This window comes from Thermobacillus xylanilyticus (genome assembly GCF_907165215.1).
GTDB lineage: Bacteria > Bacillota > Bacilli > Paenibacillales > Paenibacillaceae > Thermobacillus > Thermobacillus xylanilyticus.
In genome coordinates, this window is the sequence record NZ_CAJRAY010000019.1 from 35095 (window position 1) to 57216 (window position 22122).

General features: G+C 58.1%; 24 protein-coding genes. 9 read left to right on the forward strand and 15 right to left on the reverse strand.

Annotated features, from left to right (window positions below; genetic code table 11):
- Positions 1–71: 71 nt before the first annotated feature.
- Complete coding sequence (locus tag KJQ12_RS04305; protein ID WP_015253728.1) at positions 72–653, reverse strand: TetR family transcriptional regulator; 582 nt, start codon at positions 651–653, stop codon at positions 72–74.
- A gap of 168 nt (positions 654–821) precedes the next feature.
- On the opposite strand from KJQ12_RS04305, the gene KJQ12_RS04310 reads away from it, so the two are divergent.
- Both KJQ12_RS04310 and KJQ12_RS04315 read left to right on the forward strand, forming a co-directional pair.
- Positions 822–1643, forward strand: a complete 822-nt coding sequence (locus tag KJQ12_RS04310) for an SDR family NAD(P)-dependent oxidoreductase (protein ID WP_213483646.1) — start codon at positions 822–824, stop codon at positions 1641–1643.
- A gap of 198 nt (positions 1644–1841) precedes the next feature.
- On the forward strand, positions 1842–2453 hold the full coding sequence (locus tag KJQ12_RS04315) for a hypothetical protein (RefSeq protein WP_213483647.1): 612 nt from the start codon (positions 1842–1844) through the stop codon (positions 2451–2453).
- Positions 2454–2492: 39 nt separating this feature from the next.
- On the opposite strand, the gene KJQ12_RS04320 is transcribed toward KJQ12_RS04315, so the two are convergent.
- The 6 genes from KJQ12_RS04320 to KJQ12_RS04345 form a co-directional block, all read right to left on the reverse strand.
- The gene (locus tag KJQ12_RS04320; protein WP_213483648.1) at positions 2493–3161 is read right to left on the reverse strand and encodes a TetR/AcrR family transcriptional regulator; all 669 of its coding nucleotides are present in this window, start codon (positions 3159–3161) and stop codon (positions 2493–2495) included.
- A gap of 19 nt (positions 3162–3180) precedes the next feature.
- Positions 3181–3633 carry a hypothetical protein gene (locus KJQ12_RS04325; RefSeq protein WP_213483649.1) on the reverse strand — a complete coding sequence of 151 codons (453 nt, stop codon included), beginning with the start codon at positions 3631–3633 and terminating at the stop codon, positions 3181–3183.
- Between the two features lie 26 nt (positions 3634–3659).
- The gene (locus tag KJQ12_RS04330; RefSeq protein ID WP_213483650.1) at positions 3660–4772 is read right to left on the reverse strand and encodes an NADH-dependent flavin oxidoreductase; all 1113 of its coding nucleotides are present in this window, start codon (positions 4770–4772) and stop codon (positions 3660–3662) included.
- 184 nt (positions 4773–4956) lie between these two features.
- Complete coding sequence (locus KJQ12_RS04335; protein WP_213483651.1) at positions 4957–5646, reverse strand: LrgB family protein; 690 nt, start codon at positions 5644–5646, stop codon at positions 4957–4959.
- On the reverse strand, positions 5639–5986 hold the full coding sequence (locus tag KJQ12_RS04340; protein ID WP_213483652.1) for a CidA/LrgA family protein: 348 nt from the start codon (positions 5984–5986) through the stop codon (positions 5639–5641). The genes KJQ12_RS04335 and KJQ12_RS04340 overlap by 8 nt, the downstream gene beginning before the upstream one ends.
- 66 nt (positions 5987–6052) lie before the next feature.
- Complete coding sequence (locus tag KJQ12_RS04345; RefSeq protein WP_213483653.1) at positions 6053–6844, reverse strand: hypothetical protein; 792 nt, start codon at positions 6842–6844, stop codon at positions 6053–6055.
- Positions 6845–7528: 684 nt separating this feature from the next.
- On the opposite strand from KJQ12_RS04345, the gene KJQ12_RS04350 reads away from it, so the two are divergent.
- Both KJQ12_RS04350 and KJQ12_RS04355 read left to right on the forward strand, forming a co-directional pair.
- Positions 7529–7753, forward strand: coding sequence for a hypothetical protein (locus KJQ12_RS04350; protein ID WP_213483654.1), 225 nt, complete (start codon positions 7529–7531; stop codon positions 7751–7753).
- Between the two features lie 18 nt (positions 7754–7771).
- Entirely contained in the window at positions 7772–8053 is a 282-nt protein-coding gene (locus tag KJQ12_RS04355; protein WP_213483655.1) for a hypothetical protein, read from the forward strand.
- 48 nt (positions 8054–8101) lie between these two features.
- Here the strand turns inward: KJQ12_RS04355 and KJQ12_RS04360 are convergent, their stop codons facing one another.
- Both KJQ12_RS04360 and KJQ12_RS04365 read right to left on the reverse strand, forming a co-directional pair.
- Complete coding sequence (locus tag KJQ12_RS04360) at positions 8102–9943, reverse strand: leucine-rich repeat domain-containing protein (RefSeq protein WP_213483656.1); 1842 nt, start codon at positions 9941–9943, stop codon at positions 8102–8104.
- 23 nt (positions 9944–9966) lie between these two features.
- Positions 9967–10662, reverse strand: a complete 696-nt coding sequence (locus KJQ12_RS04365) for a copper amine oxidase (protein ID WP_015253716.1) — start codon at positions 10660–10662, stop codon at positions 9967–9969.
- A gap of 248 nt (positions 10663–10910) precedes the next feature.
- On the opposite strand from KJQ12_RS04365, the gene KJQ12_RS04370 reads away from it, so the two are divergent.
- Positions 10911–12938 (forward strand): AAA family ATPase, encoded by a 2028-nt coding sequence (locus tag KJQ12_RS04370; RefSeq protein WP_213483657.1) that lies wholly within the window; start codon positions 10911–10913, stop codon positions 12936–12938.
- A gap of 301 nt (positions 12939–13239) precedes the next feature.
- On the opposite strand, the gene KJQ12_RS04375 is transcribed toward KJQ12_RS04370, so the two are convergent.
- From KJQ12_RS04375 to KJQ12_RS04395, 5 genes are all read right to left on the reverse strand, one after another.
- Complete coding sequence (locus tag KJQ12_RS04375; protein ID WP_213483658.1) at positions 13240–13992, reverse strand: iron ABC transporter ATP-binding protein; 753 nt, start codon at positions 13990–13992, stop codon at positions 13240–13242.
- Complete coding sequence (locus tag KJQ12_RS04380) at positions 13989–15041, reverse strand: iron chelate uptake ABC transporter family permease subunit (RefSeq protein ID WP_213483659.1); 1053 nt, start codon at positions 15039–15041, stop codon at positions 13989–13991. Before KJQ12_RS04380 ends, KJQ12_RS04375 begins: the two co-directional genes overlap by 4 nt.
- On the reverse strand, positions 15038–16060 hold the full coding sequence (locus tag KJQ12_RS04385; RefSeq protein ID WP_425315959.1) for an ABC transporter permease: 1023 nt from the start codon (positions 16058–16060) through the stop codon (positions 15038–15040). The genes KJQ12_RS04380 and KJQ12_RS04385 overlap by 4 nt, the downstream gene beginning before the upstream one ends.
- A 25-nt stretch (positions 16061–16085) precedes the next feature.
- The gene (locus tag KJQ12_RS04390; protein WP_213483661.1) at positions 16086–17156 is read right to left on the reverse strand and encodes a siderophore ABC transporter substrate-binding protein; all 1071 of its coding nucleotides are present in this window, start codon (positions 17154–17156) and stop codon (positions 16086–16088) included.
- Between the two features lie 156 nt (positions 17157–17312).
- Positions 17313–17576, reverse strand: coding sequence for a hypothetical protein (locus KJQ12_RS04395; protein WP_213483662.1), 264 nt, complete (start codon positions 17574–17576; stop codon positions 17313–17315).
- A 238-nt stretch (positions 17577–17814) separates the two neighbouring features.
- Here KJQ12_RS04395 and KJQ12_RS19855 point away from each other — a divergent pair, with 238 nt between their 5' ends.
- A complete protein-coding gene (locus KJQ12_RS19855) occupies positions 17815–17985 on the forward strand; it encodes a methyltransferase domain-containing protein (RefSeq protein WP_425315954.1) in 171 nt (56 codons plus the stop codon).
- Between the two features lie 142 nt (positions 17986–18127).
- Here KJQ12_RS19855 and KJQ12_RS04405 read toward each other — a convergent pair whose 3' ends face one another.
- Positions 18128–20380: an S-layer homology domain-containing protein gene (locus KJQ12_RS04405; protein WP_213483663.1), complete on the reverse strand. Its 2253-nt coding sequence runs from the start codon at positions 20378–20380 to the stop codon at positions 18128–18130.
- Positions 20381–20610: 230 nt separating this feature from the next.
- Here KJQ12_RS04405 and KJQ12_RS04410 point away from each other — a divergent pair, with 230 nt between their 5' ends.
- The 3 genes from KJQ12_RS04410 to KJQ12_RS04420 all read left to right on the forward strand — a co-directional run bounded on the left by KJQ12_RS04410 (position 20611) and on the right by KJQ12_RS04420 (position 22003).
- Complete coding sequence (locus KJQ12_RS04410; RefSeq protein ID WP_213483664.1) at positions 20611–20802, forward strand: Rrf2 family transcriptional regulator; 192 nt, start codon at positions 20611–20613, stop codon at positions 20800–20802.
- The gene (locus tag KJQ12_RS19860) at positions 20799–21038 is read left to right on the forward strand and encodes a hypothetical protein (RefSeq protein ID WP_425315955.1); all 240 of its coding nucleotides are present in this window, start codon (positions 20799–20801) and stop codon (positions 21036–21038) included. Before KJQ12_RS04410 ends, KJQ12_RS19860 begins: the two co-directional genes overlap by 4 nt.
- Positions 21039–21409: 371 nt before the next feature.
- Complete coding sequence (locus tag KJQ12_RS04420) at positions 21410–22003, forward strand: TetR/AcrR family transcriptional regulator (RefSeq protein ID WP_213483665.1); 594 nt, start codon at positions 21410–21412, stop codon at positions 22001–22003.
- Positions 22004–22122: the final 119 nt, after the last annotated feature.

A 22122-nucleotide genomic window follows, 5' to 3' on the forward strand; every position in this document is an offset into this window, starting at 1 on the left:
GGCATTGTTCCGGCTGCGGGCTGCGGGACAATGCCTTTTTTGCCTTTTCGCCGCATCGCGCTCCTCCTCTGTCAAGACATGAACAGCCTGTCAATCAAAGACATCAGGTACGGAAGCGCCTCCTCGGCCAATGCTTCAGCCGTCTCCTCGCGGCGGGCGCTCCATTGGACGACGATGCCGACGATCGACCAGCTGATCATGGTCGCCACCCGTTCCAGTCGCCGTCTGTCCGCATGCGGCGGCTGCGCTTGATCCAGGCAGTCCATGATGACGCCGTACAACTGCCGCTTTACGCCTTCCTCCATGGCCTGGGTCAACGTCCGCCTCGCATTCAGACGCCGCGTCGTTTCAACCTGCCAGTGGCAGACAGCCAGCATCAGGCGGCGCACCAGTTCGGCTCCCCGAAGATTCGCGTCTTGCGGAATCCAGGAAGCCAGCGTCTCGGCGAACAGGTCGGCCATCGTCGCGTCAAGAAGCTGGTATTTGTCCTGGTAATGGTTATAGAAGGTCGCACGGTTCAGTTCGGCGCGGTCCACAATATCCTGTACGGTGATGTCTTCGAAATCTTTGACCGCCAGCAAATCGATGAATGACTGCCTGATCATCGCCCTCGTCCGTTTGACGCGCGGATCATTGTTCCGCACACGCCTCATGCGTTCCTCACCTCTTCCGGAATTTCGCCGATTTCTCCGAACTGTCGATTAGTCGACACCATCCCGGTTTTGCGGATGGATCGGGGACCGGTCCCGTTCTAGCATATCTTATATAAATGTTGATTAGTCGACAAGTATCGAAAAATTCGGAGAGAGGGGATTGGATCGATGGACGATCTTTTCGTCTCGGGAGGCACATCCGGCATGGGCCGGGGACTCGCCATGCATTATTTGCGCCGGGGAACGCGGGTGACGGTGACCGGCAGCGATCGCGCGAGAGGCGAGCAATTTCTGGAGGAAGCGGCGCGTCTCGGCGCCGCGGATCGGGCCGCGTTCATCCAGGCCGATCTGACGAAGCTTGCGGACAACCGCTTCGTCATCGACAAGGTCAAGGCGCGACACTCCAAGCTTGACGGACTCGTGCTGACGGCGATGCGCACCTATCCGCGGCGAACGTTGACACCGGACGGTTTCGAGAGCACGTTCGCGTTGTATTATGTCAGCCGCTTCGTGCTCAGCTACGGTTTGACAGAGTTGCTGGAGCGGGGCGAACGTCCGGTCATCGTCAGCGTCGGCGGCACCGGCATGACGAAGGGAGCGATCCACTGGGACGACCTGACGCTGCAGCATGGATACAGCCTGATTCGGGCGACGCTGCAGGCAGGCCGGGCCAACGATCTGCTCGGCGTCGCCTATGCGGAAAACCACAAGCACGGCAAAACCCGCTTCCTGCTGATCCACCCGGGCTACACGAACAGCGGCACGAACCACGTCAAGCAGCCGTGGAGAACGGTCATGCGGCTCATGGGCCGCCTGTTCGCCCGGCCCGTGGAGCGCAGCATTCAGCCGATGATCCGCCTGATGGACGACCCGCCGCCGCAGCCGCTCATCGCATGGGACCGCGACCGGCCCGTCGATCTGTCGCTGCCGACGCTCGACAGAACGAACGCGCTCCGGCTGTATGAGCTGACCAAACATCTGCTAAGTTGAACTTTTCCACGAAATATTTCCTGCATCCCGGGTCGGATATCCGTCATGAGGGAGTACCAGAGATCCGTACTGTACAAGCATTATTTCCCGAGAAATAATGCATTCGCATGGGGCCATCTGAACCGTATCCGTCGATGCATCGTCACATTAAAAAAAACACTATCCAATAAAGTCCGTCAGAGCTCGGAGTGGATGCCCATGGATGTCAAGGAACGGAAGAGGTGCACATCTAAAGTTATTGCCCTCGCGGTGTTGAGCGGAATGGTGATGGCAAGCGGGTGCTCCGGGAATCCGGGACCTGGCAAGACCAATTCGGATTCCCTTGTGATGTCCCAATTTGAATCGAACGACGAACCGTCTCCAACGCCGACCGATGCTCAACATCAGGATTCAGATGCCAAACTGGCCGAAATCCATTATACAAGCGAACAATTGGACCGGATTTCGAAACTTGCGGCGCAGGCAGGTTTGACCAAGGTGTATCTGCCCCGAATGGCCGTTGAAGGCAACCCTCTCGCCGATGTTGAACTCCATGAGAACACCTTGATTCTGCATTACAAATCCATGAGGCTGGAGCAAAGCGGGAACGCCCGGGATGACGTGGAGGGGATGCATATCCGGCAAGTGGAACTGGGGAATGGAGCGACCGGAGAATGGCTGAACGGCGAGGACTTTGCGCCCAAGCACCGGTTCTTCAGGTTCCGGATGGACGGGATGCACTTTTTCATGGATGATTACATGTATCTTCCCGAAGAGCAGGTTCAATCCATCGCCGAGTCGCTCGTTGAACTTGATGAACTCAGATTTTAAGAATTCCTGTCGTCCCTGAGACCAGGATTAACGTGCCTGTCAGGGCTTGAGCATGCGCATGATGACAGCGGTATACGGGTAATGCTTGTCGTATTCCTCCGGATTCTCCAACGCCAGCGTTGACAGCCCCTGAATGCATTGGAAAATCATCAAGGCCAGCTTCTCAGGGGCGTCCCGGACGATCTCGCCGCGCTTCTGTCCCTCGGTGATCAGTTCCATCATGGTGTCGCGGACGGTCTGGAACCTTTTCATCAGCAATTCGCGCAAATCTGCGGCATCCGTCGAATCTTCCTTCAGGTTCGAGAAGATCCTTCTCATCATTTCAAGGTTGTTGCCTGTCGCGGCGGCCCCTCTCGCTGCCTGGGCGGCGATTTCAAGCGGACTCGCCTGACGGTGCCTGGGCTGGAGCATGCTGTTGATGAGCGCTTCCAGCCGCTGCGTCGGCGTATCGCCGGCTTGCATGATGCGCTGAGACAAATCCGCATCGGTTTGCAGCGTCTGCTTCAAAAGTTCACAAACGATCGCTTCCTTGTTTGGAAAATAATGATAAATCAGCCCCGGACTCACGTTGGCGGCAGCCGCAATGTCCGTTATGGTCATGGCCCAGCCCTTCCGTGCAAAAACCGTTTTGGCCGCATCCAATATATTCTCGCGCTGCGCTTCTCTGATCCGTTTGTTCTCTGCTTCTGACCGCGGAATGGTGATCACCCCCTTGGCAAACCTGTCGTCAAATTTTCATCCGGCTAAGGATGGGATGCAACAATTGATGGAGCGTGTAGAACAGCAGGGCGGAAGTTACGCCAATCCGTGTGAAGGGCCGGATCCCCCGATAGAAGTCCGAGTCCGCCAGAGAAAGCCACCCTTGCCCCGAAAAAATGGCGCCTGTAAGGATGAGCATGTACAAACACGTTCCGACAAATCCGGCTCCCGCATACAACACTGCCCCGGCAAAGAGCCTTAACACGGGATGCCGGATTTTCCATTGCTGCAGCACGGCATCCATAAGAATTGAAACTGGCAATCCGACGAGCATCACGGCCGGGGTGATATACGTGAACAGAATGAGAAAGTTGACGTGAAATCCTTGATATGCGCTTATGAGCAGCATGCCGGCCGCCCCGGACAAAATCACGGAGGTGAGTACGGCAACGCACAATCGGGGCACCAATGCGACTTTCAACGCGGACATTCCCCTCTTTTCCCTGTTTATGCTTCCGGCTCGACGGGGAACCAACCGGGAACGCGCATGATGATCCCCCACAGCGGGTCCGGTATGGCCAGACGATGCTGGTCGTGCCTGGAAAGTGTCGTTCTGATTTCATTTTCTCTTCCTTGAGCGATCTTTTCAAGCCAATCCGGTTCCATCACCAATTCACGTCCCAAGGCAATCAGTGGAATTCCCGATTGCAGCGCCCGGACAGCCTCCTCCGCCGCGCGAATCGATCCGGCGCCGATGACGGGGATCTGCCCACCGGCTCGTTCCTGTATGATTTCCACATACGTCCGGCCGCCGCTTTCCCCGTTCGGGACGGACCAGAAATCGTTCTGCGAAACATGCAGATAATCCAGCCGTTCCGCGGCTATGGCTTCAACCAGCTCAAGCGTATCCGCCAACGTGATGCCCGGGGTCAACGTCTCCTCCGGCGTGAGGCGATACCCGATTACAAAAGGTTTGTCCGCATGCAGGGCTGCGACCCGCTTCACTTCCCGTATCACGTCCAGCGGAAAAGCCATCCTGTTCTCCAGCGATCCGCCCCATTTGTCATTGCGCCTGTTCGCATGGGGCGAAAAAAACTGCTGAATCAAGAACCCGTTGGCCCCATGGATCTCCACACCGTCAAAGCCGGCTTGGATCGCCCGTCTGGTCGCCTCGCCGAAAGCGCGAACGATCGCCCGTATTTCCTCCTCCGCCAACTCGCGGGGCACCACAGCACCCTCCCTTTCGGGCACCGGGCTGGCGCTCACGATATCGGGGATGAAGGGCGGGCATTTGCGTCCTCCGTGGGCGATCTGAAGGACGGCTTTTGCCCCCTTGCCTTGGATGGCGGCAGCCAGGGCGCTCAGACCGGGGATCAATTCGTCCCGATCGGCCGCAGCCGATCCCGGAAAACCGCCGTTCGGCGCCACCGCCGCGGAGCCTGTGATCACCATGCCCGCATTTCCGGCCCGGCGGGCGTAATAGCGCAGTTCCGCTTCCGATACGGTGCCGTCCGCATTGGAAGAGGAGTGCGTCATCGGCGCCATGACGATGCGATTCGACAACCGGACGCCATTGGCGAAAACAAACGGCTTGAACAGCGATTGAAAGCTTTCCTTCATTGCGATGCACCCTCTCTTTTCAATGTTTTTGATTAAATATTTTATTCAATGAAAAACAGCTTAGCACCGGCTTCCGTCATTGTCAATCCAATGGAATGCAATTTCATCCGCCGACCTTTATTGCGAGATGATGAAAAAGATATAAAAAAACGAAGCTTCGGGGCGTATGCGCCCTGAAACTTCGCTACAACAACCACCAATAAACAGGCACAAAGATGATCGGCGTCAAAATCGCCGAGGCCGCCATGGCGAATCCGCTGATCGAGCCCTGGATCTCGGACTCCAGCAGCAGGCGGGCGGTGCCGATGCCGTGGGAAGTCGTGCCGAAAGCCGTGCCGACGGCGATGTCCGAGCGAATCCCCGCCAGGCGCGACAAGGCCGGCCCGAGCACGCTGCCCGTCAGTCCGGTCAGCACGGTGAACACGGCGCCCATCTCCGGCACGCCGCCGATCAGCGACACGATCTCCACCGCGACGGGCGAAGTGACGGTCTTCGGCAGCATGGAGAGCAGCACCGGCCGCGATCCGCCGAGCAGCCACAGCAAGAGCGCCGTAATCCCTATGCCGAACAGCGTGCCGAAGGTCATGCCGGACAGGATTGCGGCGATCTTCCTGCGCACCAGCGGCCAATGCTTGTAGATCAGCGTGCCGAGCGCGATCGTCGCCGGTCCCAGGAAGAAAGATACCAGGCTTCCGCCGGCATTGTAGTCCTCATAGGGAATTCCGGCGCACAGCAGAAACACGATGAGCACGGTCGCAGCAGCCAGCAGCGGATGGAGCTGCCGGAACCATCGGTCCCGTACCCAGCAGGACAGCGCGTACGCCCCTACGGTCAGCGTCACGCCGAACAGCGGGTGGCTCGTCCACTCACTCATGCCGCGTCTCCCTCCGCTCCAGCCACTGTGTCAGCCATCCGGTGACCGCCAGCGACAGCAAGGTGCTGAGCAGCAGGCCGCCGATGATTGCCAGCCAGGATTCCCGGATTTCCCGGAAATAGACCATCGTGCCGACGACGAACGGCAGGAAGAACAGCAGCATGTGCTTGAGCAGAAACTGCGCCGATTCCTCGACCCACTCGAGTTTGATGATTTTCAGGAACAGGCAGGCCGTAAACAGGATAAGGCCGATCACATTGGCCGGCAGCGGCAGCGATGTTCCTTTCTGAATCCATAAGCCCAACAAGTGAAATGCAAGCAGTATGGCGAAACCGGCCATCTCTCTCACCACTCCCCTGATGGATCCAGTATAGCATGTGATGGATTATCCGGATGTCATTTTGAACTAGAGATCTTGCCCATCAAAATCATCATAAGACGAGGGGACAGGAAAATGGTGTAGTATCCAATTATCAACTTGGCTTACTTGATCCGACATGTTGACGCCGATAATATATACGTTTTCCAGCAAATCGTTCGTCCTGAAATAACGGTACAACGTCTTTGCGTAAATCGAATCGCTCAAAATCGAGTAAATAGCCAAACATTTTAATTCATTTTCCGTAAAAAACGATTTGAAGGTCGTAGCATAGGCTCTCTTTAACGATTCGTTGTCATAGATATTATTGATCGCCTCGAGAGCTGAAGACACCAGACTGACAAAAACGGTAAACCAATAATGGTTAATTTTGATGTACCGATCAAACGCTCCGACATTCCCATCATTCGCTTCTGCGATGTCCAGTTCTTCATCAGATCTTAAATCCGTCAATCTTTCCAATTCAATGTCTCCGTTAAAAATATCATCCTCCACTTTTTTCAGAATGACATCGACACGTATGATTTGTTGCAATTCCTGAATCCTGCTCAAAATCAATTCATACTTTTTCGAAATGTTTCCCTCTTTGTTCGCTTTGTTCTGATAGTAGAGTGTGACGACAACCGTAACCAACGTAATACCGGAAAAGATCGTGTTCAATGCGCCGAACGAATCTCCGAACTGTCCGCGTGTTTCCCAACGGTTGATGAAGGTTGTAACCATCAAAGCATAACATGCTACAAGGAGCAGCAATCCCAGGTATAGAACGATTGTCGCTCTCTTGACACGACTACTCCCGGATATCCTTCTCTTACCCATGAGAACCTCCGCAAACGTTTTCTATGAGTCTACAATACCAATCAATCACCCATCAAGTGATCAATTATATTCAAACATTACCCGTATTTCTCAACCGTTCTTGGTATGATGGTACTGGATGAATATCTTAGGAGGCGGTTGAACTGAGCCATAATGCGGACATCGCCCTAAAAGTCTTGTCTCAATATGCCGTTGTGTGCTGATCGCTCGATTTTATTGGCCACAGCGAAGCGCCGTCTATAAATTCACGGATCGGGAAAGCAACCATTTCAGTCTGGAAGTCCACAAGTCGAGAAGCGAAAACCTAGAAAGCTTCTGGGCGTCGCGGGAAGCGGTTCGTTCCAAGATGATATGGCTTCGCGCCTTAAGCCGGGAGACGGACATCACCCTGTCCGCTCCCGTCATGAACGTTCAAGGGGATCTCGTGACGATTGTGGACGGTGTCGCCTGCTCGCTGCTAACATGGGTGGAGGGCGAAGTGAGAAAGGATTTTGCGTCCGTGGAGAAAGTCAGCGCCATCGGCGAAATGACCGGCAAGCTGCACAGACAGTCGTCGAATTGGGCCATCCCGGAATCCTTCACGCGCCCGGTACTGGACGATGCCCGCATAATGAAGGCGTTCGTAAGCCTGGAATCCGCGTCCCTGGTCGGGCAAGCTTCCCGCGGACTTCGCTCCGGGCTGAGTTGCTTCGTGCCTACGCCAGACATTACGCGCTGCCGCGAAATCATGTCGAGCTGCTGGAAAGATTCTATCTCGCGGCGATGCTCGATACGATGAACTTCTGGCTCGGCCTGCCGGACTGGACGGACTGGATGCCCGGCATCGTCCGCAAGCTCGCCGACCGGGAAGCGGCCGCATACCTCAAGGGTGAATCGTTCCTGTTCAACGGCGCACCGTATTGGGAATGACGAAGGAGCGGGTTGAACATGAACGACATGACGGCAATTGCGAAGGAAGTTTGGAATCCTGCATTCCGGGAACGCCTGCTCCATGCCTATTCCCGATATCGTCCGCTGCCGGATCGCCATGTCGAGCTGCTGGAGGGGTTCTACATCGCTTCGCAGCTCGATACGATGAGCTTCTGGCTCGGCCTGCCGGACTGGACGGAATGGCTGCCCGACCATATCCGCAAGCTGGCCGGCCGGGAAGCGGCCGCGTATCTCCGCGAGGAATCGTTCCTGTTCGGCGGCACGCCGTATTGGGAATGACAACAGGAAAGCCGCCCGACCTCCATTCGGTCGTGCGGCTCATCATGCCTACGGACTCAATCGCTGGGGCGTCTTGTGCTCCGCCTTCGTGATCACGTTCCGGATGAAACGGACGGCTTCCGCGCGGGTCAGGTAGTCGTCGCCGAAATACCCTTCGATCGTGGCGGACGTCTTGCCGCTCGACAGCCCTTTGTCCAGCAGATACCGGATGGCGTCGTCCCCGGTCAGGCGCTGCCCTTGAGCGGCGGCGATCAACTCCGCCACGGCCCGCCTCGTGATCGGCTGGCTGCGCTGTTCCGGCCATACCGGATAGCCGTACGCCAGCGCGAACTCGTAATATTTCCGGCTCCACGGCGTGCTGACCGGTTCCTCGGCAAGCCCTCGCATCGCGATGAGCAGCATTTTGAGGAACTGTTCCTCCGTCGTGATGCCGGCCGGATCGAATTTTCCGTTCCCGATGCCGTTCACGATCCCGCGCTCATACGCCCACTGGATGTCCGTTTCCGCCCAATGTCCCGCGATATCGGCAAAAGGATGCCGGCCGCGGATGATCGGGAGGTCTACCCATTCTTCCGTATCTTCCCCGTCGTCCGTCTCTCCTGCCGGTGACTCCGGCTCGCCGGCTTCCGGGACGCCCGCGCCCGGGTCGGCCGTTCCGGAACTCGCGCCTCCTGTGCCGTCCGCCGCGCCCGGGCCGGCGGGAACGGGATCGCCGCCCGCAGGCGGTTCATCCTCATAAGGATACACCTTGCCGGGATTCTGATCGCTCACATCCACGGTCGATCCCCTGACCAGCCAGCGGTTGATCACCGTCGTGTTGTCGGCGCTTTCCGTGTCGATGCGATTGCGGGCGAGATACACTTCGTGCGGAACCAGGTTCTCGATCGGCTTCAGGCTCGAGATCCAGTTGTCTTGTGCATCGAGGATGAACAAATCATAGAAGTTTTTGAGCGCTTCGAGATCCCGGATCCGGTTGTCGTCCACCTTGAGCGTCCTCATCTGCGTCATCGATGCGATCGGCGACAGATCGGCAATGAAATTTCCGCCCGCGTCCAGCGCGACCATGCGGGACAGTCCGCTGATCGGAGTCAAATCGTGAATGGCGTTGTTGCGGATCGACAATTGGATCAGATTGGTCAGACGGCCGAGATGCCGAAGCTCGGCCTCTTCCCGCAAATTCACCTGGTTCAGATGCAAATGGCTGAGCCACGTGTTTGCGGTGAGCGATTCCAGGCTTCTGACCGGATTGCCGCTCAGATTGAGCTCACTGAGCGAAGTCCAGTTACGCACAACGTCAATGTTCACGATCCGGTTATTTTGCAGTTCCGCCCTCTCCAGATGGGTCAGACCTTCAAGTCCGTCCAGCGAAGCAATGCGATTGCCGGACAGGATCAGCGTTCTGAGCTCGGTCAGGCTGCCGAGCGGCCGGATATCCTCCAGCAGATTTCCTTGCAGATCGAGGCCCCGGAGCGTCGTCAGTTCCGTAATCGGGGTGACATCCCGGATCTCCCATCTGCTGGCAACCAGATAATCGACGTTGCACGGCTTGAACGCCTGGATGCCCTCAAGGGACCGGATCTTCCCCGGCGCCGAGGAATAGATCGTCAAGATGCGTTCCCATTTACGGGAGAATGCTTCGCAATAACGGGCAATGTCCGATTGGCGAATCACATCGCCTTCGACACCCAGTTCCTTGATCGCCCACTGCTTCAGAATGGGATCCGGGAATTCCACGACCGGGTCCGAACCGGGCAGCGGAATCCGGATATCCGGAAGCGGGATCAAGGGTCCCGTCAAGGAAGCCGCGGCCGTACCGGTCCAGCCGGCTGCGCCGATCAGCAGCGCGCCCAGAATCACCAGCAATGCCCTTAATCGGTGTCGGTGCCGCACCTCCGTCTCCCCCTTCCGCCATCTCATTGATAGTACGATTTGTCCACCGCGATGCGCACCGCAGCCGACTTGTTCGGCTCGGTCGTCATGACGTCGACGGACAGCGTCCGGATGCCGGTGATGTCCACCTCGATTTCCTTCAGACCGTCGGCTTCCGTCACGACGACCGACTTCAGGATGACCGTACCCGTCGGGTCGTTCCGGTTCACGATCCGCAGGTCGACGTCGTCGCCGTCCACATCGACATAGAGCACCAATTTGGAATACTTCGCATCCGGCTCGAGCTGGATATAGCTGTTGGAGTTGATGACGTTTCCGAACAGCGCCACGGTGCCGTGGTCGGTTCCGTTGATCAACCGCTGCGAAGCGTCGCTGATGATCCGCGAAGACACCGGCCGGTAATTCTCGGTGATGACCGGCACTTTGGTCGTCCTCTCGCCGATGTAGATCGTTTTGCTGGCCGCATCGTAGGCGATCGGCACGCTCAGCGCTTCCGCCACGGCGCGCACCGGGAGATACGTCCGGCCTTCGAACGTCATGGGATAGAGCCGCTCGCCGGCGACGTTCATTTCCCACGGTCCGCCGTTCAGCACAATGGCGATCTCCTTGTTCAGATAGGCCCGCACCTCTTGCAGCAGGGCATCCCCCGCCGCGGTAAGCGAGAGCGAGAAGCCAACCATCATCGAAATGACCGCCGTCAGTAACATGCGCGTTTTCATCGTCAATGCAACCTCCATCAAGGTGAAATGGTTATGGAACAGTCCCGCCGATCCTGATCCCATCGTAAGGGAAGCCGACTCCCACTTTCACTGCCACCCTCGCCGAAATTTCACCGCGCGCGGATGGGACTTGAGTCACTGTCGCCAAAGCCCTCCCCATCTGGCGATAAATTCCTTATTTCGTACAATATCCATCCGGAATTGGGACATTTATAATGAGAAATACAGACGGGGAAAGGAGAGAGGTCATGAAGAAAGTGCACGATCTGCTGTCCGAAAGGCGGTGTTTTGTAGGCCGGAAGGATGAGCTGGCACTGATGGCGGATCATCTCTCCCGAAAAAATGAGAGCTGGGGCATTCTTCACGTGCACGGTCCCGCCGGCATGGGGAAGACCGCGCTGCTTCAACAATTCGCCCTGATGAACGGCTCGATCCCGTCGATCTATGTCAAAGCCAATCCGGCGTTTGCCGACCCGGAACAATTCGAACAGGCCGTCCGCCGCAGACTGGCGCAGCTTGCGGTCGGGGAAGACGGCCCGTCGGCCGGCATGAGTCTTGCGGATACGCTGAACCATGTTGCGGGGAAACACGGGGGGCTGATGCTCCTGCTCGACGGCCTGAGCGAATGGACGGATATCGGGTATTGGCTGCGCGAGGAATGGCTGCTGACCCTGTCCACGGACATCCTGGTGTTCAGCGCCGGCAGGCAGCCGCTGATCAGCTGGCAGACGCTTGACAGTTGGGCGCATCTCATCCGGAACATCCCCCTCGGTCCGCTGCCCAAGGCGGACTGGATCCGGTATGCCGCCGCGCACGGCATCACGGACCTGAAGACGATCGATCTCATCGGCCGGGTATCGGAAGGCGTTCCCCTGGCGATCAACCTCGTCTGTCAAGACATCCGCTCGCGGGGCGGGAAATGGCGTCCGGAGACGGACAAACGCTCGCTGCTGGACATGTTCGACCGGGTGATCCTGCATCCGGACAATCTGTCCGGGGTCAACCGGCTGCTGCTGGATCTGGCATCGCTCGTCTATACGTTTGACCACGAGATGCTGGAATACATTCTGGGAGAAACCATCCCCACCGCCGAGTTTCAGCTTCTGTGCCAATCCTCGTTCGTCCGCGTTAATCCCGAGGGCGGCTGGACGGTCAGCAACGGCATCCGAAGGTGGGCGAAGGAAGGGCTCAAGCGGCGTTCTCCCGAAGCCTATGCGCAGTACAAGCTCCGGGCGGAGCAGATCCTGGAGCGCAGGACAGCCGCCGCGGCATCGTCGGCCAACGAGGTCCAGCAAGAGATGCGCAGCGGAAAAATGTTTCTCCACGACAACGACATCATCCACGGCTATATCTACTACGACGATGGGCTGCACTTGGCGGGCCGGCCCGCCAGACGCGAAGATATCCCGCTTCTCCGGGAGATGTACCTGAAGCACATCGTCGCATACCCGGAAAACTTGCCGGACACTTCGCATCAGGAACAATATCTGACGGATGTGTGGAACGTCGATCCGTCCGTCATCCATGTCTTCGAGGATGAAGGCCGGCTGGCCGGATTTTACGCCGCGCTGCCGCTGGACGATCCGCGTTTCCGCGAGTTGCTGGACCGCAACCCGGCAACCCGGGCATTCTCCGCCTGCACGCCGCCGGAACCCTGCGACTGGCTGTATTGGCTGATCGCGAGCGATCCTCCGCTTGATCAGGGATTCGCGGGACAGGTGCTGCGCGACATGCTGCAGAACAAGCTTCCGGGCAACCGGATCACGATGATGATGCCTTCGGTCGAGTTCACCGAAGCGGCCAAACTGGTCGGGTTCCGGGAAGTGCCGGAAGCGTTCTGCCCTTCGGACGACGGCTGCAGCTTCTATTTCTTTCAGCTCGATGCAAGGCAGCGCACTGCCGGGAATCCGGACCCCAAGGAAGCATCGGAAATGTGGATGGAGATCGCCAAGACACTCCTTGCGTCGTTCAAGCAGCTGGAGCTTCGGGAACCGGTGCTGCATCAATGTCAGCGCATATGGGGAACGCACTACAGTCTGAGCCAGCTGGTAAGGTATGTGCAAAATACGATCATCAGCGAATGGCGGCGTCTGGAACACGGATCCCCGAAGGAGCGGAAGATGGCCCGGATTCTGTACTACGCCTACATGCAGAAGATCGGCACGCACGAAGTGGTCGCCGAACGGCTGGGGCTTCCGTCGTCCACCTACTACCGTTACTTGAGCAAGCTGATTCGGGAGATTGCGCGCGCGTTGCAATATTACAGGGGAGTCTGACGCACAGGTCAGCCTCCCTTTTGTGTGTCCAGTCCGGGGTGACCGGCGTGTAGTGGAAATGCGGAACGTGGTGCAAATGTGCACCATATCAAGCCCGAAAAAGGTGGAACAGCCAAATATGGTGCAAATCTGCACCTTATTCACCAGATTTCGTAAAAATAGTTCAAATGTAGTGCAAATCTGCACCATATTCACCAGATCCCGCGAAATTCGTCCAAAATGTAGTGCAAATTTGCACCAAATCAGCGCATAAAAACGGCAAAGACTCCGGCGCATGCCGAAGCCCCAACCCATTCCCTCATTAATATACCGCGATCTTGCCGTACGGCCCCTTGATGATCTCGATTTTCGTCTCGAAGATGTCCGACAGAAGATCCGGCTTCATGATATCTTCCACCGTGCCGAACGCGGCGATCTGCCCGTTCTTCATCGCGCAGATGCGGTCGGAGTACCGCGCCGCAAAGTTGATGTCGTGCAGCACCATGAGGATGGTCCGGCCGAGCTCATTTGCCGCCCGCCGCAAATGTTCCATCATCTGCACGGACCGGGCGATGTCCAGATTGTTGAGCGGTTCGTCAAGGAGCACGTATTCCGTCTCCTGGCACAGCACCATGGCGACGTACGCCCGCTGCCGCTGGCCGCCCGACAGTTCGTCCAGAAACCGGTGCTCGAGATCGGTCAGCTCGAAGAAGCCGATATATTTCGAGATGATCGCTTCGTCTTCCTTCGTGAGCCGGCCCCTGGAGTACGGGAACCGGCCGAATCCGACGAGCTGCCGGACCGTCAGCCGCGTGATGAAGTGATTCTCCTGCCGGAGGATGGTCAGAATTTTCGCAATGTCGTTCGACCTGGACCTCGCGACGTCCATGTTCGCGACCCGGATCTGCCCCTCGTCCATGTTGAGCAGCCGGCCGATCATGAGCAGCGTGGTCGACTTGCCCGCGCCGTTGGGGCCGATCAGCGAGGTGATTCCCGCCTTCGGAATCTCGATGTTCAGGGGACCGATCCGAACCTCGTCACCGTACGATTTCCTTACGCTTCTTAATGTGATCATAGCGACCTCTTCCTCAAAATGACGATCAGAAACGCGATGCCGCCGAACAGTTCGATGATGACCGATACGACGGTCTGCGCGCGGAACACGTGATACAGCAGCAGATACGCGGTTGTCAGCATGCAGAACCCGATCGCGAACGCCATCGGCAGCACATACCGGTGGTCGTATGTAGGAGCCGCCTGATAGCTCAGCAGCGCAACGAGAAATCCGAAGAAAGTCATCGGACCGACGAGCGTCGTCGAGACCGACATCAGGACGGCGATCAGGACGAGCACCAGGATGATGTTCGCCTGATAGTTCACGCCGAACGCGGTCGACACATCCTTGCCCAGCGACAGGACGTTCAGCTTCCTGGAGAGCAGGTACAGGCACAGCACCGTCACGAGGACGAGCGGGATGACGATCGGGAAATATTCCGCGTCCGCGTTGTTGACCGAGCCGATCAGACGGGCCTGCAGCAGATCGAACTCGGACGGCGAGAGCACCCGGCGCATAAATCCGGACACCGCGTTCAGCCCGGCGCCGATGATGATGCCGATGAGCAGCATCAGATGCAGGTTGCCGTACTTGCCCGACAACAGCCAGCCGAACAGGATCAGGCTCAAGGCGATCATCAGCGCAACCTGCAGGAAGAAAGCGCCCGTGCCGGTAAACTTGACGAGCGCCGCCGCGCCGAAGAAGAAGAGCACGCTCGTCTGGATGAACGAATACAGCGATTCATAGCCCAGCAGCGACGGCGTGATGATCCGGTTGCTCGTGACCGACTGGAAGGCGACCGTCGAGAAGCTGTGGCAGAGCGCCGCGATGAACATGGCGACGACGGCCGTAAGCCGCCGCTTCACCACCGGGATGAACGACGGCGAATCGACGGGTACCGGATTTTTGTACAGGATGAGTCCGAGCGTGGCCAGCAACCCGACGCCGATGAACAGGATGAGCAGCATCCAGTAGCGCCGCTCGTCTCTCCGGGTGCGGAAAGCGCCGGTGGTTCGGGCGCGAAGGCTGCCGCTGGCGTTTGTGGCAAGACCGATATCCAGTGTGCTCATCGCAGCCTCCTGCTCCTTCGTTGCCGCAGCAAAATCAAGATGAAGACGACCGCTCCGACCGTTCCCAGGATCAGCGAGACGGGCACTTCGAAGGGCATGATCACGACCCGGGCGATGATGTCGCACAGGGTGATCGTGCCCATCCCCGTCAGGCAGACCCACGGCAGATTGCTGCGCAGATCATCGCCCCGGACCATGGAGATGATGTTGGGGACGATCAGGCCCAGGAACGGAATGTTGCCGATGACGGCGGCGACGATGCCGACGCAGACAGCGATCAGGGCGTTGGCCAGCACGATCAGCCGGTTGTAATTGACGCCCAACGTCGTGGCGACTTCTTCGCCCAGGCCGGCGATGGTCAGGCGATTGGCATACAGGAAAAGGATGACGGTGACGATGACGATGATCCACAAGTATTCGTATCTTCCGATCTGAACGGGGGCGAACGAGCCGATGAACCAGTTCTCGATCACCTGCGACATGTTGAAATAGAGCGTCACGAAGGTGGACAGCGCCGAGATGACCGCGCCCAGCATCAGCCCCATGATCGGAACGATCAGCGACGAACGCAGCCTGACCCGCCGCAGGAAGAGGAAGAAGATCATCGTGCCGACAAAAGAAAACACGATGGCACCGGTCATGCGCAAGACGAGCGAAGGCCCCGGCACAAGCAGGTAAACCGCGAGCAGTCCAAGACCCGCCCATTCGGTCGTCCCGATCGTGGTCGGCTCCACCATTTTGTTCTGGGTCACAAGGTGCATGATCAGTCCCGTCATCGCCATCGCGGCGCCGGTCAGCATCAGGGCGATGGTGCGGGGCACCCGGGTGATGAAGAACATGTCCCTGCCGTCCGCCTGCCCCCAGATGTCGTACACGCCCGTGAACAGCGAGATGACGCCGAGCGCCATGACGGCAAATATGGCGAGAACGAACGGTACGGTGAAAATTTTCTGGGGGTTCGCACTCTGACCGGAAAACGGAGGTTGAGAACGGATCTCAACCTCATTCAGCGAACGCATGAGCACGGTGCCATACTCCTCCGGTTTACTTCTTCAATGCGTTGGCAAGCGCTTCGAAGATTTCAATGAACGTCTGGATCGACTCGTTGGTGTACGTATCCGCCGGAGCATATACGATTTGTCCCTTCGTTATGGCCGTCGTATGTTGCAGCGCAGGCGAATTTTCGATGACGTCCTGGGCCGGCACCTTCTCTTCCGTGCTGTTGATGCCCGCGTCGCGGTCCATGACGAACAGCCAGTCGGGGTTGCTCTGGGCGATCGCTTCCACCGAGATCTCGTCGCCCTGGTGGTCGGTCGTCGTATTGTCGACTTGCAGCGAGGGCACCCAGCCGAAAATGTCGTACAGCGGACCCCACACGCGGCCGTTGTGCGGCGCCGAGTAGCCGATGTTGCCGCCGGAGACGATGACGCTCATGACGGTGTCCGTGCCGTTGTAGGCGGCCCTGGCGGCTTCCAGCGCCTGATCGAATTGCTCGATCAGCGCTTTCGCTTCTTCGTTCTTGTCGAAGATCTGTCCGAGCAGCGTCGTAACCTCTTTGAAGCCGTTCACCAGTTTCTCGCCCGCGGTGCCGTCATCGGCGGACACATCGATGTTCAGGTTGACGACCGCGGCGTTCGGAACCAGCTTCTTGATGTCTTCATGGTAGCTCGCGAAACGTTGGCCCACGATGACAAGCTCCGGATCGACCGCCGCGATGATCTCCAGGTTGGGCTCCCGGTGGTTCCCGATGTCTTGCACCGACTCATCCGACACATAGCCGGAGCCGGCCGGCATGACGCCTTTCGGAGCCGCAGCGAGCTTGACGCCCCACGCTTCGAGCGTCTCGAACGTCCGGTTGTCGAGCGACACGACCGTCTTCGGATTGACCGGAATCGTGACCGCATTGCCGCTCGCATCCGTATATTCGATCGCCGCCGGCTTGTCGGGCCTGGCCGCAGCCGTCTCGGCCTCATTCGAGCCGGCGGCGCTGCTCGTGTTGTTGTTCACGCCGGCATTGCCGCCGGAATGGTTGCCGCTCGTCTTGTCCGCGCTGCCGCAAGCCGCAAGCGCCAGTACGAGTACGGCCGTGAGCAAGAGGGTTGCATATCGTTTCATTGCGTCTCTCCCCGTCCTTTGCGTTTTTCTTATTGATAATGAATATCATTATCACAGATGAAATTATAGCAACCCCTTTTCCAAATTTCAACACTGAAAAATGTAAAAAAATATGGCAGGCTGTCTTGGCGACAACCTGCCTTACGATTCGGGCTCTTACCGTTTCAGTCTGATCCGAATCGCACCCATGTCTTCGGATGCCGGATCCGATTTTTTCAGGCCGGTGATGATCAGTTCATACTGGTTCCCGGCTTCAACCGGTTCATATTGGAGGTAGAACATGGCGTCGTTGCCGGAATAGGTGCCTTTCGAAACGGCTCCCGGCAATCCCGAGACAACCGCATGAGTCGCGTCAACGTCATGGCTGAACCTGACGAACAGAAGTCTGTGCGCATCGGAATTTTCCGTCAAGATGTACACGCCGTCGACATCCCGGGACAGGTATTGATTGTCGGAGAGATTCACTTGATTGGCAGTAATGACATTCAGGCCAAAAGCTCCATCTCTCCCAATTCAAACCTTCATACCCGGAATAAACGGAGGCGTGTCCCATGCGGGAAAACAAATATGACGATCCGGTTTTCTTCGAAAAATACAGCCAGACGAACCGCTCAAAGATGGGACTGGCCGGCGCGGGAGAATGGGAGACGCTGCGCAAATGCTTGCGGTGGCCAGAGAAAAAACGCGCTTCCCGCAGCTGGAATATCTTTGCTGCGCGATGGAAGGTGTGGAGTTTCCCGAGGAAAGTTTTGATATCGTCCTCAGTTCACTTGCGTTTCATTACGTGGCGGATTATGGGCGGTTGGTCGGGAAGATTCACAACAGCTGAAACCCGGCGGCAACTTGACGTTCACGGTCGAACATCCCGTTTTTACCGCCCATGGGTCCCAAGATTGGCATTCGGCCGAGAAAAGCGACGCGAAAGCGTGAAGGGCGCATACGCATCCCGTGCGCATGCGCCCGTCATCGGATCACCGGATCTGTTCGCCGCCCTCCAGCCGGATTTCAAAATAGTGGTCCCGCGACGCTTCTTCAATTTCCAGATAAGCCCAATGGGCCGCCGGCACATCCGGCCAGCTCGGCCGCGTGACGCCATGCAGCGGACCGCGTCCGAATATCCGGTTGATCACCTTGACCGCTTCCGCCCGGGTCAGATGATTGTCCGGCCCGATTCTGCCGTCCCCGTAGCCGCCGAAGATGCCGGCCGCAGCAGCCGCCTCGATGGAAGCCGCCGCCCAGTGGGTCGGTTTCACGTCGGCAAAACGGGGGTTCGCACCGGCCGGTGCGCCGAGATTCTGGTACCGCGCGGCGATGGCCGCCATCTCGGCCCGCGTGACCGGAGCGTTCGGCCTGAAGTTGCCCTGGGCGTCCCCGCCCATCAGACCGGCGCTCTTCACGTATTCGATCTCGGCCGCCGCCCAATGGGTCGGCTTCACATCCTTGAAGGTGCCTTGACCGCTCCGGGCGCCGCCAAAGTCCAGGTTGCGCGCCAGCAGCACGGCCAGCTCGGCCCGCGTGATCGCCTGATTCGGCCGGAAGGTGCCGTCGCTGAAGCCTCTGATGTATGCCGGGTGATACAGCACCTGCTCATCCGGCTCCTGTCCGTCGCCGGGCGTGTCCGGGGTTTCCGGGGTCTCATCGGGTTCCGAAGGATCGGGCGACGGAGCCGGCGGCACATAAGGCACGCCGATGTAGAGCCGCTCGACCGATACTTTCGCAACTGCTTTCTCGACGACTCCCTCCACGGTGCCTTCCACCGTGAAGGTTCCCGGGTTGGCGTAACTTGCCGGATCGATCGCATCCCATACGACCGCGCGCTCTTCCGAAGCGATGCCCGTCGCGTTGTGATTGATATCCACCTTCACTTTGTCAGGCAGCACCGGCGCGGTTCCGGCCGTCGTGCGGACGCTCACTTCCTCGATGCCGCGCACCTTGCTCTGCGCGAAGAGCCAGTCGATGAGCATGCCGCGCTCCTCGTCCACATACTCGTTGTAGACCGGGAGCCATACGGCGTGGCCGTCGAACTTCCAGCCGTTGTACGGCGGGTTGTTCAGCCGGTTCTCCGGCAGAATGCTCAGCTTCGAATCATGCCAGAACGGGCTGTAGGTATTGTACGTTTCGACAACCCGCTCGTACAGGAAGTCGTCCACATCCACGAATACCCACAGCGGCAGGTACGCGACCGCCTTCGCATTGGCCTCGTTGCCCGGACCGCCGGCGGGACACAGCGGTGCCGCGGCTGCCGGGAAATCCGGGAACGTCTGCAGGAACGTCCAGGTCGAACCTCCGCCCATCGAGAACCCGGTGATGTAGATGCGGTTCGGGTCCACCTTGCCGTCTTCGATCCATTGGTCAATGACCGCCTTGACCTTGTGCATCGCCTCCGGTGTCGTCGCGTTCCGCGGCGCCAGCACATGGGTCGGGTGCTTCGCCTGGTTCTCCGGATTCGCCCATACGGTGCCGCCGTTGCTGAACCGGATCGGCGTATAGATATCGTTGCCCTGTCCGCCTCCGTGGAAGAACACGACAAGCGGCAGCGGCCCTTCGGCTTCTTCGCTCAGGAAATAGCTGTAGTCCAGTCCGTCATGGTTCGCGTACTTGAACTTATCCAGCACCGGGCTGACGACAGCCGTCTGGGTGAAACCGTCCGGCACGAGGGTCGTTCCGTCCGTGAACTTGATGCCGGAACCTTTGTACGTGATGGTGTACTGCGAATCGAAGGTATAGCCGCCGTCATTCGTGGACCCGCCGTCGCCCCAGCCGACATCCGGGAAGTCGATGACGATGTACCGTCCGGTGTCGGAGCGGGAACCGACATCGTTCACCTGGCTTACGTACACATCGATAATCTCGCGCGGGCCGTCATACGCGACGTAATCCGGGTCGACGATCCGGGTTTGCCGCACGTGCGCTTCGAAATCGTCCTTCGACAGCGAGGAGCCGTCGACTTCCTTGCCGGCGTCGATGATGACGGCATCCGTGCGTTCGTGGAAGGCGAAGTTCTCGTTCCTCAGAATGAACGGGAGATATACGGCTTCCGTTACCGTTACAGTTGCCGGCTCCAACTCCGTTTCCGGCACAATTTCCGGCACGGCTTCCGGCCCTTCTTCCAGAACGGTATCCGAAGCCGTCTCCGGCGGGTCTTCCGCCGCGATAACGGCAGGGAGGTGGAGCGTCAACATGAGGAAAGCCATCAATGTCGCGATCAGCTTTTTCTTCACCATGACAATTTCGCCACTCCTTTCGTTTATAACGTTTTAGCAAAACGCCGGAGTTGAACGAAATATCCCCCTTTTACCACCCCCGTCCAAGATAATACGTTTTAGCATCGATCAGTCTAGCAAAAGCCATTGGGCATATACTGTCGTATCCTGGGGGTCGGCCAAACTTTTTTTATGCGCGGTCTCGACACGGCTGGCCGGCTCCTTGACAAAAATGAAGCCTATCGAGCAGCATGTGGACGGCCGTTCTGGACATCATCCATGCCATCGAAGGGACGGCTTCACTGTTCCATTGCAGCCTGAACGGGCATGCGAAATGTGTCATTCAGGACGTGATGGTTGCCGCCGAACGGGCCATGGAAGAGCGGTTGAAGCAGCAGAAACTTGCGGATCTCGCGGACAAAGAAGCGGCAGGCACACCATGAAGTCGGTCCTTAATGTGAAGGAGGCTTGCCACGAAAGACTGTGTCATTATCGGCTGCGGGCGGCGAAGTCAAGCACTGCGCTCGTGCTTGGCCGGTCCCGCAGAACGGTGACGCTGATCGACGATCACCGCCCCCGCAACGCGGTTACCCGCGCATCGCACGGTTTTCTGATCCGCGACGGTATCGAGGCGGGGGCTGCGGTCAATGCGGACCTGTCCGAGGAGTTGTTCGCCTAGCTGAAGGCCGCGCCGCCCCCGGCCGGATGAAACGAACGCCAACCGGAAGCCAGCCGCATGCCGGCTTCCGGTTGGCGCGTTGTTTACAGACGCTAAGCCAATTCCTTGATCACGTTTTTGGCCTTCGCCGCAAATTCAACCGAGGCGTCGTAGTAATCGTGCCCGTCTTTGGTCGGCCAAGACAAGTCCCCCTCTGGGTCAAGATGCCCCCATTTTTCCATAACAGCGTGCCCTGATTGGACGATTTGCCTCCAATCATTCTGAAATCGTTTCGCGGTGGGCGGCCGGATGCTTGACAAACGGTTCGGCATGGCATATATTTTGTTTGATTGATCAACCAAAATGCGGCGGCGCCTGGAAGGAGGAGCAGCATGAAAGAGCAGGAGAAACGAGAGAAAATCATCCAGGCCGCGTATCAGGTTCTGGCCGAGCGGGGCTATGACGCGGCGTCCACCAAAGAGATTGCCAAGGCCGCCGGCGTGGCCCAGGGGCTGATCGGCTACTACTTCGCCAACAAAGACATGCTGTTCGCCGAAGTGTTCCGCCGGGAATCCGAGCGGTACTGCGAATCGCTGCCGTTCATCCGCGATCAGGGGAACCGCGAGGTCAGCGCGGAGACGATCCGGGCCGTCCTGAATGTGCCGAAGTCCCGGGCGGAGGACGATCCGTCTTGGATCAAGCTGCGCTATGAGCTGTTCGCGCTGGGGATGCGCAACGAGGCCGTATCCGCCAACATCCGGGAGACGCTGGAGCGGAAGCGCCGGCATCTGACCGAGCTGATCCAGCTGGTCGGGAAACTGCCGGAGCAGAACGCCCGGGCGCTCGCGCCGATTCTGCTCGCCGTCTTCGACGGCCTGGGCATGCAGCGCCTTTGCGACGAAGATTTCGACTACGACGGCGCTTACGAGGCGCTGGCCGATATGCTCGATGCCTATGTGAAGCGCATTGCCGAGCGCAATGCCTGATTTTTTTCACATTGTCTTGTTTGAACAATCAAACAAGACAGGCAATAAGGTTTCAGCAGCCGTTTTTGTGCTGTTGAGTTGTTTGATCAATCAAACAAATCCCATGCGGGAGGAGAGCA

Excerpts from the sequence above, each read along its gene's own strand:
- KJQ12_RS04315 (WP_213483647.1), top strand. The coding sequence starts at position 1,842 with ATGGATGTCAAGGAACGGAAGAGGTGCACATCTAAAGTTATTGCCCTC.
- KJQ12_RS04345 (WP_213483653.1), bottom strand. The coding sequence starts at position 6,844 with ATGGGTAAGAGAAGGATATCCGGGAGTAGTCGTGTCAAGAGAGCGACA.
- KJQ12_RS19860 (WP_425315955.1), top strand. The coding sequence starts at position 20,799 with ATGAAGTCGGTCCTTAATGTGAAGGAGGCTTGCCACGAAAGACTGTGT.
- KJQ12_RS04330 (WP_213483650.1), bottom strand. The coding sequence starts at position 4,772 with ATGAAGGAAAGCTTTCAATCGCTGTTCAAGCCGTTTGTTTTCGCCAAT.
- KJQ12_RS04380 (WP_213483659.1), bottom strand. The coding sequence starts at position 15,041 with ATGAGCACACTGGATATCGGTCTTGCCACAAACGCCAGCGGCAGCCTT.
- KJQ12_RS04385 (WP_425315959.1), bottom strand. The coding sequence starts at position 16,060 with ATGCGTTCGCTGAATGAGGTTGAGATCCGTTCTCAACCTCCGTTTTCC.
- KJQ12_RS04410 (WP_213483664.1), top strand. The coding sequence starts at position 20,611 with ATGTGGACGGCCGTTCTGGACATCATCCATGCCATCGAAGGGACGGCT.
- KJQ12_RS04355 (WP_213483655.1), top strand. The coding sequence starts at position 7,772 with ATGAACGACATGACGGCAATTGCGAAGGAAGTTTGGAATCCTGCATTC.
- KJQ12_RS19855 (WP_425315954.1), top strand. The coding sequence starts at position 17,815 with ATGCTTGCGGTGGCCAGAGAAAAAACGCGCTTCCCGCAGCTGGAATAT.
- KJQ12_RS04405 (WP_213483663.1), bottom strand. The coding sequence starts at position 20,380 with ATGGTGAAGAAAAAGCTGATCGCGACATTGATGGCTTTCCTCATGTTG.
- KJQ12_RS04340 (WP_213483652.1), bottom strand. The coding sequence starts at position 5,986 with ATGGCCGGTTTCGCCATACTGCTTGCATTTCACTTGTTGGGCTTATGG.
- KJQ12_RS04370 (WP_213483657.1), top strand. The coding sequence starts at position 10,911 with ATGAAGAAAGTGCACGATCTGCTGTCCGAAAGGCGGTGTTTTGTAGGC.
- KJQ12_RS04335 (WP_213483651.1), bottom strand. The coding sequence starts at position 5,646 with ATGAGTGAGTGGACGAGCCACCCGCTGTTCGGCGTGACGCTGACCGTA.
- KJQ12_RS04365 (WP_015253716.1), bottom strand. The coding sequence starts at position 10,662 with ATGAAAACGCGCATGTTACTGACGGCGGTCATTTCGATGATGGTTGGC.
- KJQ12_RS04420 (WP_213483665.1), top strand. The coding sequence starts at position 21,410 with ATGAAAGAGCAGGAGAAACGAGAGAAAATCATCCAGGCCGCGTATCAG.
- KJQ12_RS04310 (WP_213483646.1), top strand. The coding sequence starts at position 822 with ATGGACGATCTTTTCGTCTCGGGAGGCACATCCGGCATGGGCCGGGGA.
- KJQ12_RS04305 (WP_015253728.1), bottom strand. The coding sequence starts at position 653 with ATGAGGCGTGTGCGGAACAATGATCCGCGCGTCAAACGGACGAGGGCG.
- KJQ12_RS04375 (WP_213483658.1), bottom strand. The coding sequence starts at position 13,992 with ATGATCACATTAAGAAGCGTAAGGAAATCGTACGGTGACGAGGTTCGG.
- KJQ12_RS04390 (WP_213483661.1), bottom strand. The coding sequence starts at position 17,156 with ATGAAACGATATGCAACCCTCTTGCTCACGGCCGTACTCGTACTGGCG.